We start from the raw sequence: 14,095 nt of genomic DNA, 5'->3' as shown, positions 1-14,095 counted from the left end.
GCGGCGAACAACGAGGGACGACGATGGCGCAGACGACGTAGCAGACTAATCAGGGACAATTCAGCCGGCGTACCCCGCGCGGATTCGCTCCGTCACGGTGCGCAGCGCCCGTTATCTGTTTATAATCAAAGCAATTTTAAAGGATTCGAAGGTGGTTGTATGCTGGATCGTGAAGGCTTTCGCCCGAACGTCGGCATCATCCTCTTGAACGCGCGCAACGAGGTGTTTTGGGGCAAGCGGCTCCGCGAGCATTCCTGGCAGTTTCCTCAAGGTGGGATCAAGTACGGCGAGACCCCCATGCAGGCGATGTACCGGGAACTGCACGAGGAAACGGGCCTGCATCCGGAACACGTCAAGATAATCGGCCGCACTCGCGACTGGTTGCGTTACGAGGTGCCTGACAAGTTCATCAAACGCGAAGTACGCGGTCATTACCGCGGCCAGAAGCAGATCTGGTTCCTGCTGCGGATGGTTGGACGCGATTGCGACATTTGCTTGCGCGCGACCGATCACCCGGAGTTCGATGCGTGGCGCTGGAACGAGTACTGGGTGCCGCTCGATGCGGTGATCGAGTTCAAGCGGGATGTCTATCAGTTGGCGCTAACGGAACTGTCGCGCTTCCTGCGCCGCCCGGCGCAGCGAGCCGAGAAGCCGCGCGGGCCGCGTGTGTCGCGCTATCCGCGCGTCATCGGCGCACAGGCCCAGACGCTGACGATTGTCGACGCATCGGTAGTCTGTTCGGAGATCGAAGTGGAAGCGAGCACGCTCGACGAGATGCCGCCCCGCGTGATCGTCGGCAAATGACGAGTTGGACTGCATGACCGGGCGCGACCTTGGTGTCGCGCCCTTTTTTTACGAGGAATGCATATTGAAAGCGATTGCTCTCGCGCTCGCATCGATCGCCGCGATGGCCGCCCTGGCCGGTTGCGCGAACTCGAAAGCGCCGTCCAACAAGGATGACAGCGAGTTCGTGTACCTGCTCGACCGTCAGGGAACCTGGAAGGAAAACGCCGTCGACACGCTGCCGCCGCTACCGCAAACGGGCGATCTGCTGCCATTCAACGTGTCGCAGAACACGCCGCTCAAGTTCTTCGTCGATGCGAAGTCGCTCGACGTCGGCACCGACGGCGTCGTGCGCTACGCCGTCGTGATCACGAGCCCCGCCGGCGCGCGCAACGTGAACTACGAAGGCATCCGCTGCGACACCTACGAATGGCGCCAGTACGCCGGCCTGAACGCGGACCACAACGGCTGGGATCGCACCGTCGAGAACGACTGGCGGCGCATCGAGAACGGCGAGTTGAACGCCTACCACTCCGCGCTCTACCAGGACTACTTCTGCTCGAACAAGATGCCCCAGGGCTCCACCCGGCAGATCCTCGAAAACATCCGGTTCCACCGCACCGCGATGACGCAGCTGCGCTGACGGCGCGCGGGGGCCCGTCGCCCGCATCGCCCCGCTGCAATGAAAAAGCCCGCGCGATGCGGGCTTTTCCATTTCGGCGACGAAAACCGGCTGGCGATCACACCAGCACGAGGTTGTCGCGATGAATCAGTTCGGGCTCCAGCATGTAGCCGAGCACGGCCTCGATCTCGCCGCTCGGCTTGCGGTGAATCAGCTTCGTTTCCGCGCTGCTGTAGTTCGTGAGCCCGCGCGCCACCTCGCGCCCGTCCGGGCCGACACACGCGATCACCTCGCCGCGCGCGAACGCGCCCTGCACGTCGGTGACGCCGATCGGCAGCAGGCTCTTGCCGCCGGCCGTCAGCTTCTCGACCGCGCCGGCATCGATCACGACATGGCCGCGCACCTGCAGATGATCGGCCATCCATTGCTTGCGTGCCGCCATCCGCGCGGTCCGTGCGATCAGTTGCGTGCCGATCGCCTCGCCGGCCGCCAGCCGCACGAGCACGTCGGACTCCCGGCCGCTTGCGATCACGGTATTCGCGCCGCTGTGCGCCGCCCGCTTCGCCGCGAGGATCTTCGTCAGCATTCCGCCGCGGCCCAGACTCGAACCGGCCCCGCCTGCCATCGCCTCGAGCTCCGGTGCGCCCGCATTGGCCTCGCCGACGAGCGTCGCATTCGGGTCCTTGCGAGGATCGGCCGTGAACAGCCCCGACTGGTCGGTAAGGATGATCAGCGCATCGCCTTCGATCAGGTTCGCGACGAGCGCGCCGAGCGTGTCGTTGTCGCCGAACTTGATTTCGTCGGTGACGACCGTGTCGTTCTCGTTGATGATCGGCACGACGCCGAGCCGCAGCAGCGTGAGCAGCGTCGAACGCGCGTTCAGATAGCGCTCGCGATCCGCCAGGTCGGCGTGCGTGAGCAGGATCTGCGCGGTGCGGATGCCGTGCTCGGTAAAGCGGCTTTCGTAGACTTGCGCGAGCCCCATCTGGCCGACCGCGGCGGCGGCCTGCAACTCGTCGATTTCCCGCGGCCGCTTGCTCCAGCCGAGCCGCTGCATGCCTTCGGCAATCGCGCCCGAACTGACGAGCACGACTTCCTTGCCCTGCGCACGCAGCGCAGCGATCTGGGCTGCCCAGCGACCGATTGCAGCATGATCGAGCCCCTTGCCGTCGTTGGTCACGAGGCTCGAGCCCACCTTCACCACCAATCGCTTCGAATCCGCGATGATCGAACGCATCCTGCACTGTCTCCTGTATCTGATGCCCGCCCGGCCGGGCCCGATGGAACGCCAACGCCGGGCGGCACGCCCGGCGCGTCAGCGAACCGTTCAGGCGTCGTCGCCCGGCGCCGCACCACCCTTCGCCGACGGCGCCTCGCGGAAACGCACGTCCGCCGCGAGATCCTCCGCCTCCGCCGCGCGATGCGCGTCCGAATGTTCGGAGAGGTAGTCGTAGATCGCGTAGCACAGCGCTTCGCAGCCCTGGCCCGTGAGCGCCGAGATCTCGAACACGGGGCCGTCCCAGCCGAAACGGTCGAGGAAATCCGCGACGCGCGCCTCGCGCTCGTCTTCCGGCACCATGTCCAGCTTGTTGAGCACGAGCCAGCGCGGCTTCTCGTAGAGCGCCTCGTCGTACTTGCGCAGCTCGCCGACGATCGCCGTCGCTTCCGCGACCGGATCGACGCTTTCGTCGAACGGCGCGAGATCGACCAGATGCAGCAGCACGCCGGTACGCTGCAGGTGGCGCAGGAATTGATGCCCGAGGCCCGCGCCTTCGGCCGCCCCTTCGATCAGCCCCGGGATATCGGCGATCACGAAGCTCTTGCTCGGCCCGACACGCACCACGCCGAGATTCGGCGCGAGCGTCGTGAACGGGTAGTCGGCGATCTTCGGCTTCGCGTTCGACACCGACGAGATGAAGGTCGACTTGCCCGCGTTGGGCATGCCGAGCAGGCCGACGTCGGCGAGCACCTTCAGCTCGAGCTTCAGCATGCGCCGCTCGCCCGGCTTGCCGTCCGTCTTCTGGCGCGGCGCTCGGTTCGTGCTCGACTTGAAATGCAGGTTGCCGAGGCCGCCGGCGCCGCCCTGCGCGAGCATCACCCGCTGGTCGTGCTCGGTCAGATCGGCGATCAGCTCGCCGGTATCCATGTCGCTGATGATCGTGCCGACCGGCATGCGCAGCGTGACATCGTCGCCACCCTTGCCGTAGCAATCCGAGCCGCGGCCGTTTTCGCCGTTGCGCGCGAGGTGCTTCTTCGCGTAACGGTAGTCGATCAGTGTGTTGATGTTGCGGTCGGCGATCGCGTAAACGCTGCCGCCCCGGCCGCCGTCGCCGCCGTCCGGCCCGCCGAACGGGACGAATTTCTCGCGGCGCATCGACGCGCTGCCATCGCCTCCGTCGCCGGCGATGACTTCGATTCGTGCTTCGTCAATGAACTTCATTCGCCACTCCGCCCAGTATTTCCGCTATTGTGCCGCGCGCCGACACGCTTGAACAATCTGCCGTTCGGCCGATCGTACGCCGGTTGCGCGAGGGTCGCCGGCGCGCATTTGCGGCCGGCGACCCAATAAAAAAGGCCCCGCGAAGACTGCGGGGCCTTTCGGCTACGAAGCCCGTGGGTGCCTGACTCAGGCAGCCGCCGGGACGACGATGACCAGATGCTTCTTGTCCGCGCCCTTCGTCGCGAACTTGACGTGACCGTCGACCAGCGCGAACAGGGTGTGATCCTTGCCCATGCCGACGTTCTCGCCAGCGTGCATGCGCGTGCCGCGCTGACGCACGATGATGCCGCCAGCGTTGATTGCCTGGCCGCCGTACACTTTCACGCCGAGACGTTTCGACTCGGAGTCGCGGCCGTTCCGGGAAGAGCCGCCTGCCTTTTTGTGTGCCATCTGATTGCTCCTTTACCGAGGCGCTTACGCGTTGATCGCGTCGATGCGCAGCTCAGTGTAGTTCTGGCGGTGGCCGCCGTGCTTTTGGTAGTGCTTCCGGCGACGCATCTTGAAGATGGTGACCTTGGCATGACGACCGTGCGACACGACGGTGGCCTTGACGGAAGCCCCACTGACCAGCGGCGTACCGAACTTAATCGATTCGCCTTCGCCCACTGCGAGAACCTGGTCGAGCGTGATTTCAGCGTCAATGTCAGCCGGTATCTGTTCTACTTTGAGTTTTTCGCCAACGGCAACCTTGTACTGCTTGCCGCCGGTTTTTATGACCGCGTACATTGAGAACCTCACTCTGGATCCAATTTTTCCGCACACCACGCGCGGAAAACACGTGATTATACATGGGGTTAGCACCCAAGTCAAAGCCGATCGACGATTGCCGCGCGCGGGCCTCGGCCGGACGGCCAAAATCGCGCCACGGGTATGTCTGACAGACCGGCATATCGCGGATTCGACTTATAATCCGCCGCATCACCCAATTCCATCATCATGTCGTCGTCCACCGCCTCCCCCACCCTCAGCGCCGCCCACCTGCTCGCCCCGATCACCAGCGACATGGAGCAGGTGAATCGCGTTATCCGGCAAAGCCTCGCGTCCGACGTGCTGCTGATCAACCAGATCGCCGAGTACATCATCGGCGCGGGCGGCAAGCGGCTGCGTCCGGCGTTGCTGCTGCTCGTCGCCGGCGCGCTCGGCGAAACGTCGCACCAGCGGCACGTGCTGGCCGCCGTCGTCGAGTTCATCCATACGGCCACGCTGCTGCATGACGACGTCGTCGACGAATCCGAGCTGCGCCGCGGCCGCCAGACCGCCAATGCGCTGTTCGGCAACGCGGCGAGCGTGCTGGTAGGCGATTACCTCTACTCGCGCTCGTTCGAGATGATGGTCGGCGTCGGCAAGATGCGCGTGATGGAGATTCTGTCCGAAGCGACGACGATCATTTCGGAAGGCGAGGTGCTGCAACTCCTGAACATGCACGACGCGGACGTCGACGAAACGCGCTACATGCAGGTGATCCGCTACAAGACGGCGAAGCTGTTCGAGGCATCGGCCCGCCTGGGCGCCGTGCTCGCGGGCGCCGACGCGCCGACCGAGGCCGCCGCCGCCGAATACGGCCGCCGGATCGGCACCGCATTCCAGATCATGGACGACTGGCTCGACTATGCGGGCACCGCGGAGGCAATGGGCAAGAATGCCGGCGACGACCTGCGCGAAGGCAAGCCGACGCTGCCGCTCATCTATCTGATCGAACGCGGCACGCCCGACCAGTCGGCGCTCGCCCGCGAGGCGATCGAACACGGCGGCACCGATCGCTTCGACACGATATTCGAAGCGATCACGCGCTCGGGCGCGCTCGACCACACGCTCGAATGCGCACGCCAGGAAGCGCAGGCGGCGGCGGCGGCGATTGCCGCGTTCCCCGATTCGATCTACAAGGAAAGCCTGCTCGGGTTGTGTTCATACTCGACGTCGCGGCAGTCGTAAACACGCGGCGAACGGGAAGCGACGCCTTGTCTCGAAAAATTTCTTCACCAAAGTATTCCCTTTTAGAAAAAACATCGTTATAGTTACGTTCTTGCTTGTGACGACGCAGCGATCTTCAAGAAAGACGGCGAAGTCCGAAGAGCAAAAATCGGGGTGTAGCTTAGCCTGGTAGAGCGCTACGTTCGGGACGTAGAGGCCGGAGGTTCGAATCCTCTCACCCCGACCAGATTTAAAAAAACCGTGCACCTTGTGCACGGTTTTTTTTCGTCCGGCCGCCGCGGGCCCTCGTGTCGCGCGCGACACATCGCGGTCGCCGGCCTCTGCTATATTTGCCCCATCCCTGTCCTTCACTGCCCTTTCCAACGCGTGGACCAAATTCCCTTATGGGCGCAAATCGGCGCCGTCTTCCTGCTTCTCCTCTGTTCCAGCTTCTTTTCCATTTCCGAGACCGCGATGATGGCGCTCAATCGCCATCGGCTGAAGCATCTCGCCGGCCAGGGCGTGCTCGGCGCGAAAACCACGCAGGGGCTGCTCACGCGCACTGACTTGCTGCTCAGCGTGATCCTGATCGGCAACAACCTGTTCAACACGATCATTCCGGTCCTCACGACGTCGCTCGCGCTCCATACGTTCGGCCGCAACAACCTCGCGCTGTCGATCGCGACCGGCGTCGTCGCGTTCCTGATCATCGTGTTCGCGGAAATCGCGCCGAAGATCGTCGGCGCGACGTTCCCCGAGCGCATCGCGCTGCCCGCGAGCCTCGTGATCGCCCCGTTGATGCGCGTGTTCAAGCCGGTCGTCTGGTTCGTCAATGCGCTCGCGAACGGCGTGCTGTGGGTGCTGCGCATCAACACGAAGAAGGGCCGCGACCAGCGGATGTCGGCCGACGAGCTGCGCGCCATCGTGCTCGAATCGAGCAGTTTCATGCCGACCAAGCACCGCAGCATCCTGCTCAACCTGTTCGACCTCGAGAACATCACGGTCGACGACGTGATGGTGCCGCGCCGCCAGATCGAGTCGCTCAACTTCTACGCGCCGCTCGACGACATCCTGCATCAGCTCGAAACCTGCTATCACAACCGCCTGGTCGTCTACGAAGGCGACATCGACAAGGTGCTCGGCGTGCTGCACGTGCGCAAGACGCTCACCGGGCTGCACAACCAGGATTTCGATCGCGAGACGCTGCGCACGCTGCTCGCCGAGCCGTACTACGTGCCGTCGGGCACGCCGGTGGTCCAGCAGCTCCAGTTCTTCCAGGAAACCCGGCAGCGCACCGCGCTCGTCGTCAACGAGTACGGCGAGCTCGAAGGACTCGTCACGCCCGAGGACATCATCGAGGAGCTGATCGGCGAATTCACGACGTCGATGCCGCGCAGCGAACGCGCGGGCGGCTGGGACGAGAACGGCGAATGCATCGTGTCGGCCAGCATGCCGCTGCGCGAACTGAACCGCTGGCTGCACCTGAAACTGCCGACCGACGGGCCGAAGACGCTGAATGGGCTGGTGCTCGAGATCCTCGAGGAAATTCCGGAAGACGACGTGTGCCTGAAAATCGGCGACGTGATGCTCGAAGTGATGCGCAGCGACGATCAGGCAGTACGTACCGTCAAGCTCTTCAAGCCGCGCGGCACGCGCACCGGGCGCGCGGCGTCGCGCTAGCCGAACGGCCGACTGCCGGCGCCGCCCGCGACGCGCGATCATCTGCGCATCACGGTCAACAGGCGGCCAGCGTGCCGGCTCACATGCACTTCCCTTCCTCCGGGGCGTCACCGCACACGCAGTCGGCGCCCGCGTACGCCGCCGCGCCCCATGCACTCGATGCGGCCCAGCTCGACGATGCCCCCGCCGTACGGCTGCTGACGGACACGCTGCACGCGGCGCGCGTGCGCGACGCGTCGGACATCCACGTCGAGCCGTTCGAAGCCGGCTGGCGCATCCGTCTGCGCATCGACGGCGTACTGCATGAACATGCGCGACCGCCGCTGCACCTGCGCGATGCGCTCGTGACGCGGATCAAGGTGCTCTCGCGCATGGACATCGCCGAGCGGCGGCTTCCGCAGGACGGCCGGCTGCGCATCGTGATCGACGGCGGCACGCGCGGCGACTACCGCGTCAGTTCGCTGCCGACGCTGTTCGGCGAAAAGCTCGTGCTGCGGCGGCTCGAAACACTGCCGCCCGATCTCACGCTTGCCAACCTCGGCTTCGACGCGCGGCAGGCCGCCGCGATGGAGGCCGCGATCCGCGCGCCGCATGGCCTCGTGCTCGTCACCGGCCCGACCGGCAGCGGCAAGACGCTGTCGCTCTACTGCGCGCTGCAGATGCTCGATCGCGACGCGCACAACGTCTGTACGGTCGAGGATCCCGCCGAGATCCAGCTCGACGGGATCAACCAGGTCGGCGTCGCCGACAAGGCCGGTCTCACGTTTGCGACCGCGCTGCGCGCACTGTTGCGACAGGATCCCGACGTCATCATGGTCGGCGAGATTCGCGATGCGGAGACGGCCGATGTCGCGATCAAGGCCGCCCAGACAGGCCATCTCGTGCTGTCGACGCTGCATACGAACGACGCGCCGGCCGCCGTCGCACGGCTGCTCGACATCGGCGTCGCGCCGTACAACCTCGCGGCCGCGCTGCACCTCGTCACCGCGCAGCGCCTCGTCCGGCGCCTGTGCGTCGCCTGCCGCGTGCATTCGGACGCATCGGCGCGCGCGCTGCGGGAAGCCGGCTGCGACCCGGCGGCGCTGGCAACCGGCTGGCGGCCGTTCGTCGCGCGCGGCTGTTCCGCCTGTCACGGAATCGGCTATCGCGGCCGCATCGGCCTGCATCAGACGATGCCGGTATCGCCCGCGCTGGCCGAGCGCATCGTCGCGCGGGCAAGCGTCGGGGAACTCGCGCAATGCGTGGCGGCCGAGGGCGTGCGTACCCTGCGCGACGCGGCATTCGCGCGCGTACTGGACGGCACGACGAGCATCGCTGAAGCCGTCGCCGCCACGCCCGCAGCGTGAACGTGCGCACGCCGCCGCGCGAAACCCGCTTTGCATGGCGCGGCCGCCATCGCGACGGCGCGCCGCGCCGCGGGATCGTCATCGCCTTCGACGCGGCGGCCGCGCGCGCCACGCTCGCGCGCGACGGCATCGCGGTACTGTCGCTCGACGTCCGCGGGCCGGCCCGCCCGCCGGCGGCCGGCGCCCGTGACATCACGCGCTTCACGCGCCAGCTCGCGAGCCTGCTGCAGGCCGGCCTGCCGCTTGCACCGTCGCTCGAGATGCTCGCGCGCACCCGCACGCGCGACGGCGTGCCGCGCATTGCGGCGGGGCTCGCCCGCGAGATCGTCGGCGGCCGGCGCTTCGCCGATGCACTCGCACGTTATCCCTCGCAGTTCGGTACGCTGTATCGTCAGTTGATCGAGGTCGGCGAGGCGTCCGGTTCGCTCGGCATCGTGCTGACGCGGGTCGCGGAACACCGCGAGCGCGCCGACGCGCAATGGCGCAAGCTGCGTGCCGCGCTCGCGTATCCGGCCGCCGTCATCCTGTTCGCGCTCGCGATCTCGGCAGCATTGATGGTGTGGGTCGTGCCGACCTTCCGGCAGATCTTCGACGGTTTCGGCGCCGCCCTGCCCACGCCGACCCGCGCGCTGCTCGCGCTGTCCTCCGCGCTGTCGGCGTGGGGCGGCGTGCTGCTGGCCGGCGCGGCCGCCACGGGGCTTGCCGCGCAGCACGCGCTTCGGCGCTCGTCCGCATTGCGCCATGCGCTCGCGCGACACTTGCTGCGCGCGCCGCTCGCGGGCAGCGCGCTGGAGCGGTTCGCCGCCGCACGCTGGTGCCGCTCGCTGGCGACCCTGCTCGGCGCCGGCGTGCCGCTCGCCGATGCGTTCGCCACGCTCGAGCGCACGGCCGGCCACCCGGTGTTCGCGCAGGCTACCGCGCACATCGCCGCACGCGTGTTGCGCGGCGTGCGCCTGGCCGATGCGATGCATTCGGCCGGCTGCTTTCCGGACGACGTCGTGCAACCGATCGCCGTCGCCGAGGAAACCGGTGCGCTCGACACGATGCTCGCCGACATCGCCGCGTTGTGCGAACGTCAGCTCGACGCGCGCCTCGATGCGCTCGCGGCGCTCGGCGAACCGTTGATCGTGATCGTCCTGGGCGCGCTCGTCGGCGGCCTCGTGATCGCGATGTACCTGCCCATCCTTCAGCTCGGCAACGTGGTGTAGCATCGCAACCGACTCTGTCGCCTTTTTGTCTCGAACCTTGATCCTCATGACGCCAGCGCTCCTGTCCGCCGTTTCCGATTCGCCCGAGAGCACGCTGCTCGCGCTGGCGATGCTGCCGCCCGCGCTGCAGTATGCGTTCGCGATCGTCATCGGCCTGTGCGTCGGCAGCTTCCTGAACGTGGTCGCGCACCGGCTGCCCGTGATGATGCAGCGTGCGTGGCAGGCCGAAATCGCCGAAGCGACGGGCACCGAGCCCCCGCCGCCCGACGACGGTTATCCGCCGCGCTACGATCTGTGGCGCCCGCGCAGCGCCTGCCCGCATTGCGGCCACGTGTTGCGCGCCTGGGAGAACATCCCGCTCGTCAGCTACCTGGTGCTGCGCGGGCGCTGCCGGCGCTGCGGCCATGCGATCGGCATCCGCTATGTGCTCGTCGAACTCGCGTGCGCGCTGCTCGCCGCCGTCTCGCTCGCGGCGTTCGGCCCGACCGTCGCCGCGCTTGCCGCGTTCGCGCTGTGCGCGGCGCTGCTCGCGATGAGCGCGATCGACATCCGCACCGGCTACCTGCCCGATTCGATGACGCTGCCGCTGCTGTGGGCCGGGCTCGCGCTCAACCTCGGCGGCACCTTCACGTCGCTGCGCTCGGCCGTGATCGGCGCGATGGCCGGCTACCTGTTCCTGTGGTCGATCTACTGGCTGTTCAAATGGCTGCGCGGCATCGAGGGCATCGGTTTCGGCGACCTGAAGCTGCTGGCCGCGCTCGGCGCATGGATGGGCTGGGCCGCGCTGCCGCAGGTCGTGCTGTTCGCGGCGGTGACCGGCGCGATCGTCGGGCTCGTCGCGACCTGGCGCGGCCGCATGCGCTTCGAGGAGCCGATTCCGTTCGGCCCGTTCCTCGCGGCCGGCGGCGTCGCCACGCTGTTTTTCGGCACCCCTTTCTATGCGGCGCTCGGAGGCTGACATGTTTTCAGTAGGACTCACGGGCGGCATCGGCAGCGGCAAGACGACCGTTGCCGACCTGTTCGGCGCCCGCGGCGCATCGCTCGTCGATACCGACCTGATCGCCCACCGCATCACCGCGCCGGGCGGTCTCGCGATGCCGGCGATCGAGCAGGCTTTCGGTCGCGGCTTCGTGGCCGACGACGGCTCGCTCGATCGCGCGAAGATGCGCACGCTGATCTTCAGCGACGACGACGCGCGCCGGCGCCTCGAAGCGATCACGCATCCGCTGATCCGCGCGGAGACCGACCGCGAGGCGCGCGAGGCGCGGGGCCCGTACGTGATGTTCGTCGTGCCGCTGCTCGTCGAGTCGGGCACCTGGAAGGCGCGCAGCGATCGCGTACTCGTCGTCGACTGCCCGGTCGAAACGCAGATCGCGCGCGTGATGCGGCGCAACGGCTTCACGCGCGAACAGGTCGAAGCGATCATCGCGCGACAGGCGACGCGCGAGGCCCGCCTCGCGGCGGCCGACGACGTGATCGTCAACGACGCGGTCACGCCCGACGCGCTCGCCGCGCAGGTCGATGCACTGCACCAACGCTACGTCGGATTCGCGGCCGCGCACTGAGCATCGCATGCAATCCTGATGGTGTACGAAATTGGCGCGTTGCTAGGGTAGAGAGGGGGCATTAGAATGTCCTTCATTGTTTCAATCCCTACCCAAGAGGCGAGCGCGCTTGATTCTTTACGAGTATCCGTTCAACGAGCGAATTCGCACGCTGTTGCGTCTCGAAGATCTGTTCGAGCGCTTCGCGTTCTTTTTGGCTCAGGAGGACCCGCGTGAGCACCACGTCGCGCTGACGACGCTGTTCGAAATCGCCGAGGTGACGGGCCGCGCGGACCTGAAATCGGATCTGATGAAGGAGCTCGAACGCCAACGCCAGACGCTCGCCCCCTTTCGCGGCAATCCGGGCATCGAGCAGAACGCGCTCGAAGCCGTACTCGGCGAAATCGAGCAGACGCTCGCGAATCTCGCGCAGATGCAGGGCAAGACCGGCCAGCACCTCGTCGACAACGAGTGGCTCGCCAGCATCCGCAGCCGCGCGGTGATCCCGGGCGGTACGTGCAAGTTCGACCTGCCGTCGTACTACGCGTGGCAGCAGTGGCCGGCCGAGCAGCGGCGTCAGGACATCGCGAAGTGGATCCTGCCGTTGCTGCCGTTGCGCGACGCAGCGGCGATCGTGCTGCGGCTCGCGCGCGAATCGGGTCAGGCGTCGAAGGTCATGGCGATGCAGGGCAGCTACCAGCAGATGCTGTCCGGGCGCAGCTATCAGTTGATGCAGGTGCGAGTGTCGCCGGAGCTGCGCGTGATTCCCGAGGCGAGCGCCAACAAATACATGCTGTGGGTGCGGTTCACGATGCAGGACGGCGACGTGCGGCCGCGCGCGGTGGACATCGACGTGCCGTTCCATCTGACCCTGTGTAATCTGTAACGGCCGCGTGCCGGTTCAACGCTTTCGTATGACTACCGTCGTGAAATGTCCTTCGTGCGGCGCAGAAGTGCGCTGGACGCCTGAAAACAAGTTCCGTCCGTTCTGTTCGGCCCGCTGCAAGCAGCTCGACCTCGGCGCATGGGCCGCGGAAAAGTATCGGATCGGCGGTTCTTCCGACGAGGGCCCGTCGTCGGAAGAAGACGGCACGGACAGCCGCCGCGACAGTTGAGCGGCGCGCGCCGCCGTCCGCCAATATGGCCCGCGTTTCAGGCAGGCCGCCGCGGCGTCACTGCGACGCCGCTTCCTTCTCCAGCAGTTCGAGCACCGGCAGCGCCGCCGGCAACAGCGGCGCGACCTCGACCGGCAGCTGCTGCCACACGAACGCCTGCCCTTCCTTGCTGTGCGGCTCGCCCGTCCAGCCCGTCACCTTGCAGAAATAGAGCCGGACATACGCGTGCGGATAATCGTGCTCAAGCGTGTGCCAGCGGTGGCTGGCCGTGACTTCGATGCCGAGTTCCTCGTGCAGCTCGCGCGCCAGTGCGTCCTCGACGCTTTCGCCGGCCTCCAGCTTGCCGCCCGGGAACTCCCAGTAACCTTCATACGGCTTGCCCTGCAGGCGTTGCGCGAGCAGATACCTGCCGTCCGGCTGCACCATCACGCCAACCGCGACTTCGGTCACCTTGCGGCCGTCCGGCGCCCGCACGGCGCCTTGTGCCTGATCCGCGCTCATGCCTGCTCCTTGCGGCCCGACCAGTCCCGCGCGAACTGCCACGCGACGCGGCCCGAGCGCGAGCCGCGCTCGAGCGCCCATACGAGCGCGTCGCCGCGCGCGGTCTCGATCTCCGCATCCGGGCAGCCGAAGTGACGCAGCCAGTGCGCGACGATGTCGAGGTAGTCGTCCTGCTTGAACGGATAGAAGCTGACCCACAGGCCGAAGCGCTCCGACAGCGAGATCTTCTCCTCGACGACTTCGCCGGGGTGAATCTCGCCGTCCGGCAGATGCTTGTACGACTCGTTGTCGCTCATGTACTCGGGCAGCAGGTGACGGCGGTTCGACGTCGCGTAGATCAGCACGTTGTCCGACTGCGCGGCGATCGAGCCGTCGAGCGCGACCTTCAGCGCCTTGTAGCCCGATTCGCCGTCCTCGAACGACAAGTCGTCGCAAAACACGATGAACCGCTCCGGACGCTGCGAGATCAGGTCGACGATGTCGCCGAGATCGTGCAGGTCGTCCTTGTCCACTTCGATCAGGCGCAGCCCGTCGTTCGCGTACGCATTCAGGCACGCCTTGATCAGCGACGACTTGCCGGTACCGCGTGCGCCGGTCAGCAGCACGTTGTTGGCCGGCTTGCGCTGCACGAACTGGCGCGTGTTCTGGTCGATCAGCGCTTTCTGGCGGTCGATGTTGTGCAAGTCGCCGAGCGTGATCGACGACACGGCCGGCACCGGCTGCAGGTAACCGCGCCCCTGGCGCTTGCGCCAGCGGAACGCGTGCGCCGCGTTCCAGTCGATGGCCGCCGGCGCGGGCGGCAGCATCCCTTCGAGGCGGCCGAGCAGCGCTTCCGCGCGTGTCAGAAACTGTTCAAGCTTGTCCATGTCGTTCGAGCGCTCCCGA

At 66.6% G+C, this 14,095-nt stretch carries 16 protein-coding genes and 1 tRNA gene; 11 read left to right on the top strand and 6 right to left on the bottom strand.

Features of this window, described 5'->3' with window-relative positions; genetic code table 11:
* The first annotated feature begins 159 nt into the window (after positions 1-159).
* Together WS64_RS01265 and WS64_RS01260 are read left to right on the top strand one after the other, a co-directional pair.
* Complete coding sequence (locus WS64_RS01265) at positions 160-804, top strand: RNA pyrophosphohydrolase (RefSeq protein WP_006496762.1); 645 nt, start codon at positions 160-162, stop codon at positions 802-804.
* A 13-nt stretch (positions 805-817) separates the two neighbouring features.
* Positions 818-1,426 (top strand): CNP1-like family protein, encoded by a 609-nt coding sequence (locus WS64_RS01260; RefSeq protein ID WP_059580894.1) that lies wholly within the window; start codon positions 818-820, stop codon positions 1,424-1,426.
* 97 nt (positions 1,427-1,523) lie between these two features.
* Here WS64_RS01260 and proB read toward each other — a convergent pair whose 3' ends face one another.
* The 4 genes from proB to rplU all read right to left on the bottom strand — a co-directional run bounded on the left by proB (position 1,524) and on the right by rplU (position 4,631).
* Positions 1,524-2,642, bottom strand: coding sequence for a glutamate 5-kinase (proB, locus tag WS64_RS01255; protein WP_059580892.1), 1,119 nt, complete (start codon positions 2,640-2,642; stop codon positions 1,524-1,526).
* A 90-nt stretch (positions 2,643-2,732) separates the two neighbouring features.
* Positions 2,733-3,845, bottom strand: a complete 1,113-nt coding sequence (obgE, locus tag WS64_RS01250) for a GTPase ObgE (RefSeq protein WP_059580889.1) — start codon at positions 3,843-3,845, stop codon at positions 2,733-2,735.
* A 186-nt stretch (positions 3,846-4,031) separates the two neighbouring features.
* On the bottom strand, positions 4,032-4,295 hold the full coding sequence (gene rpmA / locus WS64_RS01245; protein ID WP_006476999.1) for a 50S ribosomal protein L27: 264 nt from the start codon (positions 4,293-4,295) through the stop codon (positions 4,032-4,034).
* 24 nt (positions 4,296-4,319) lie between these two features.
* Complete coding sequence (gene rplU / locus WS64_RS01240) at positions 4,320-4,631, bottom strand: 50S ribosomal protein L21 (protein WP_006025184.1); 312 nt, start codon at positions 4,629-4,631, stop codon at positions 4,320-4,322.
* 210 nt (positions 4,632-4,841) lie between these two features.
* Between rplU and WS64_RS01230 the strand changes: the two genes are divergently transcribed.
* The 9 genes from WS64_RS01230 (at position 4,842) to WS64_RS01190 (ending at position 12,709) form a co-directional block, all read left to right on the top strand.
* Positions 4,842-5,837 carry a polyprenyl synthetase family protein gene (locus WS64_RS01230; protein WP_059580886.1) on the top strand — a complete coding sequence of 332 codons (996 nt, stop codon included), beginning with the start codon at positions 4,842-4,844 and terminating at the stop codon, positions 5,835-5,837.
* Between the two features lie 149 nt (positions 5,838-5,986).
* Positions 5,987-6,063, top strand: a tRNA-Pro gene (locus WS64_RS01225).
* Between the two features lie 140 nt (positions 6,064-6,203).
* The gene (locus WS64_RS01220; protein WP_081059040.1) at positions 6,204-7,496 is read left to right on the top strand and encodes an HlyC/CorC family transporter; all 1,293 of its coding nucleotides are present in this window, start codon (positions 6,204-6,206) and stop codon (positions 7,494-7,496) included.
* Between the two features lie 83 nt (positions 7,497-7,579).
* On the top strand, positions 7,580-8,842 hold the full coding sequence (locus WS64_RS01215; RefSeq protein ID WP_060965543.1) for a GspE/PulE family protein: 1,263 nt from the start codon (positions 7,580-7,582) through the stop codon (positions 8,840-8,842).
* Positions 8,839-10,050 (top strand): type II secretion system F family protein, encoded by a 1,212-nt coding sequence (locus WS64_RS01210; protein WP_060965542.1) that lies wholly within the window; start codon positions 8,839-8,841, stop codon positions 10,048-10,050. Before WS64_RS01215 ends, WS64_RS01210 begins: the two co-directional genes overlap by 4 nt.
* Before the next feature lie 46 nt (positions 10,051-10,096).
* Entirely contained in the window at positions 10,097-11,008 is a 912-nt protein-coding gene (locus WS64_RS01205) for a prepilin peptidase (protein ID WP_059638014.1), read from the top strand.
* Position 11,009: 1 nt separating this feature from the next.
* Positions 11,010-11,615 (top strand): dephospho-CoA kinase, encoded by a 606-nt coding sequence (gene coaE / locus WS64_RS01200; protein WP_059638012.1) that lies wholly within the window; start codon positions 11,010-11,012, stop codon positions 11,613-11,615.
* A gap of 109 nt (positions 11,616-11,724) precedes the next feature.
* Entirely contained in the window at positions 11,725-12,480 is a 756-nt protein-coding gene (zapD, locus tag WS64_RS01195; protein ID WP_059580870.1) for a cell division protein ZapD, read from the top strand.
* A 28-nt stretch (positions 12,481-12,508) separates the two neighbouring features.
* A complete protein-coding gene (locus WS64_RS01190; RefSeq protein ID WP_059580867.1) occupies positions 12,509-12,709 on the top strand; it encodes a DNA gyrase inhibitor YacG in 201 nt (66 codons plus the stop codon).
* A 57-nt stretch (positions 12,710-12,766) separates the two neighbouring features.
* Here the strand turns inward: WS64_RS01190 and WS64_RS01185 are convergent, their stop codons facing one another.
* Together WS64_RS01185 and WS64_RS01180 are read right to left on the bottom strand one after the other, a co-directional pair.
* Positions 12,767-13,210: an NUDIX domain-containing protein gene (locus tag WS64_RS01185; RefSeq protein ID WP_059580864.1), complete on the bottom strand. Its 444-nt coding sequence runs from the start codon at positions 13,208-13,210 to the stop codon at positions 12,767-12,769.
* Entirely contained in the window at positions 13,207-14,076 is an 870-nt protein-coding gene (locus tag WS64_RS01180; RefSeq protein WP_027783462.1) for an ATP-binding protein, read from the bottom strand. The genes WS64_RS01185 and WS64_RS01180 overlap by 4 nt, the downstream gene beginning before the upstream one ends.
* Between the last annotated feature and the right edge of the window lie 19 nt (positions 14,077-14,095).

The sequence above is a fragment of the Burkholderia anthina genome, from assembly GCF_001547525.1.
Taxonomy (GTDB): Bacteria; Pseudomonadota; Gammaproteobacteria; order Burkholderiales; family Burkholderiaceae; genus Burkholderia; species Burkholderia semiarida.
The sequence above is the reverse complement of the archived record's forward strand: the minus strand, read 5'-3'. Positions and strand labels throughout refer to the sequence as shown.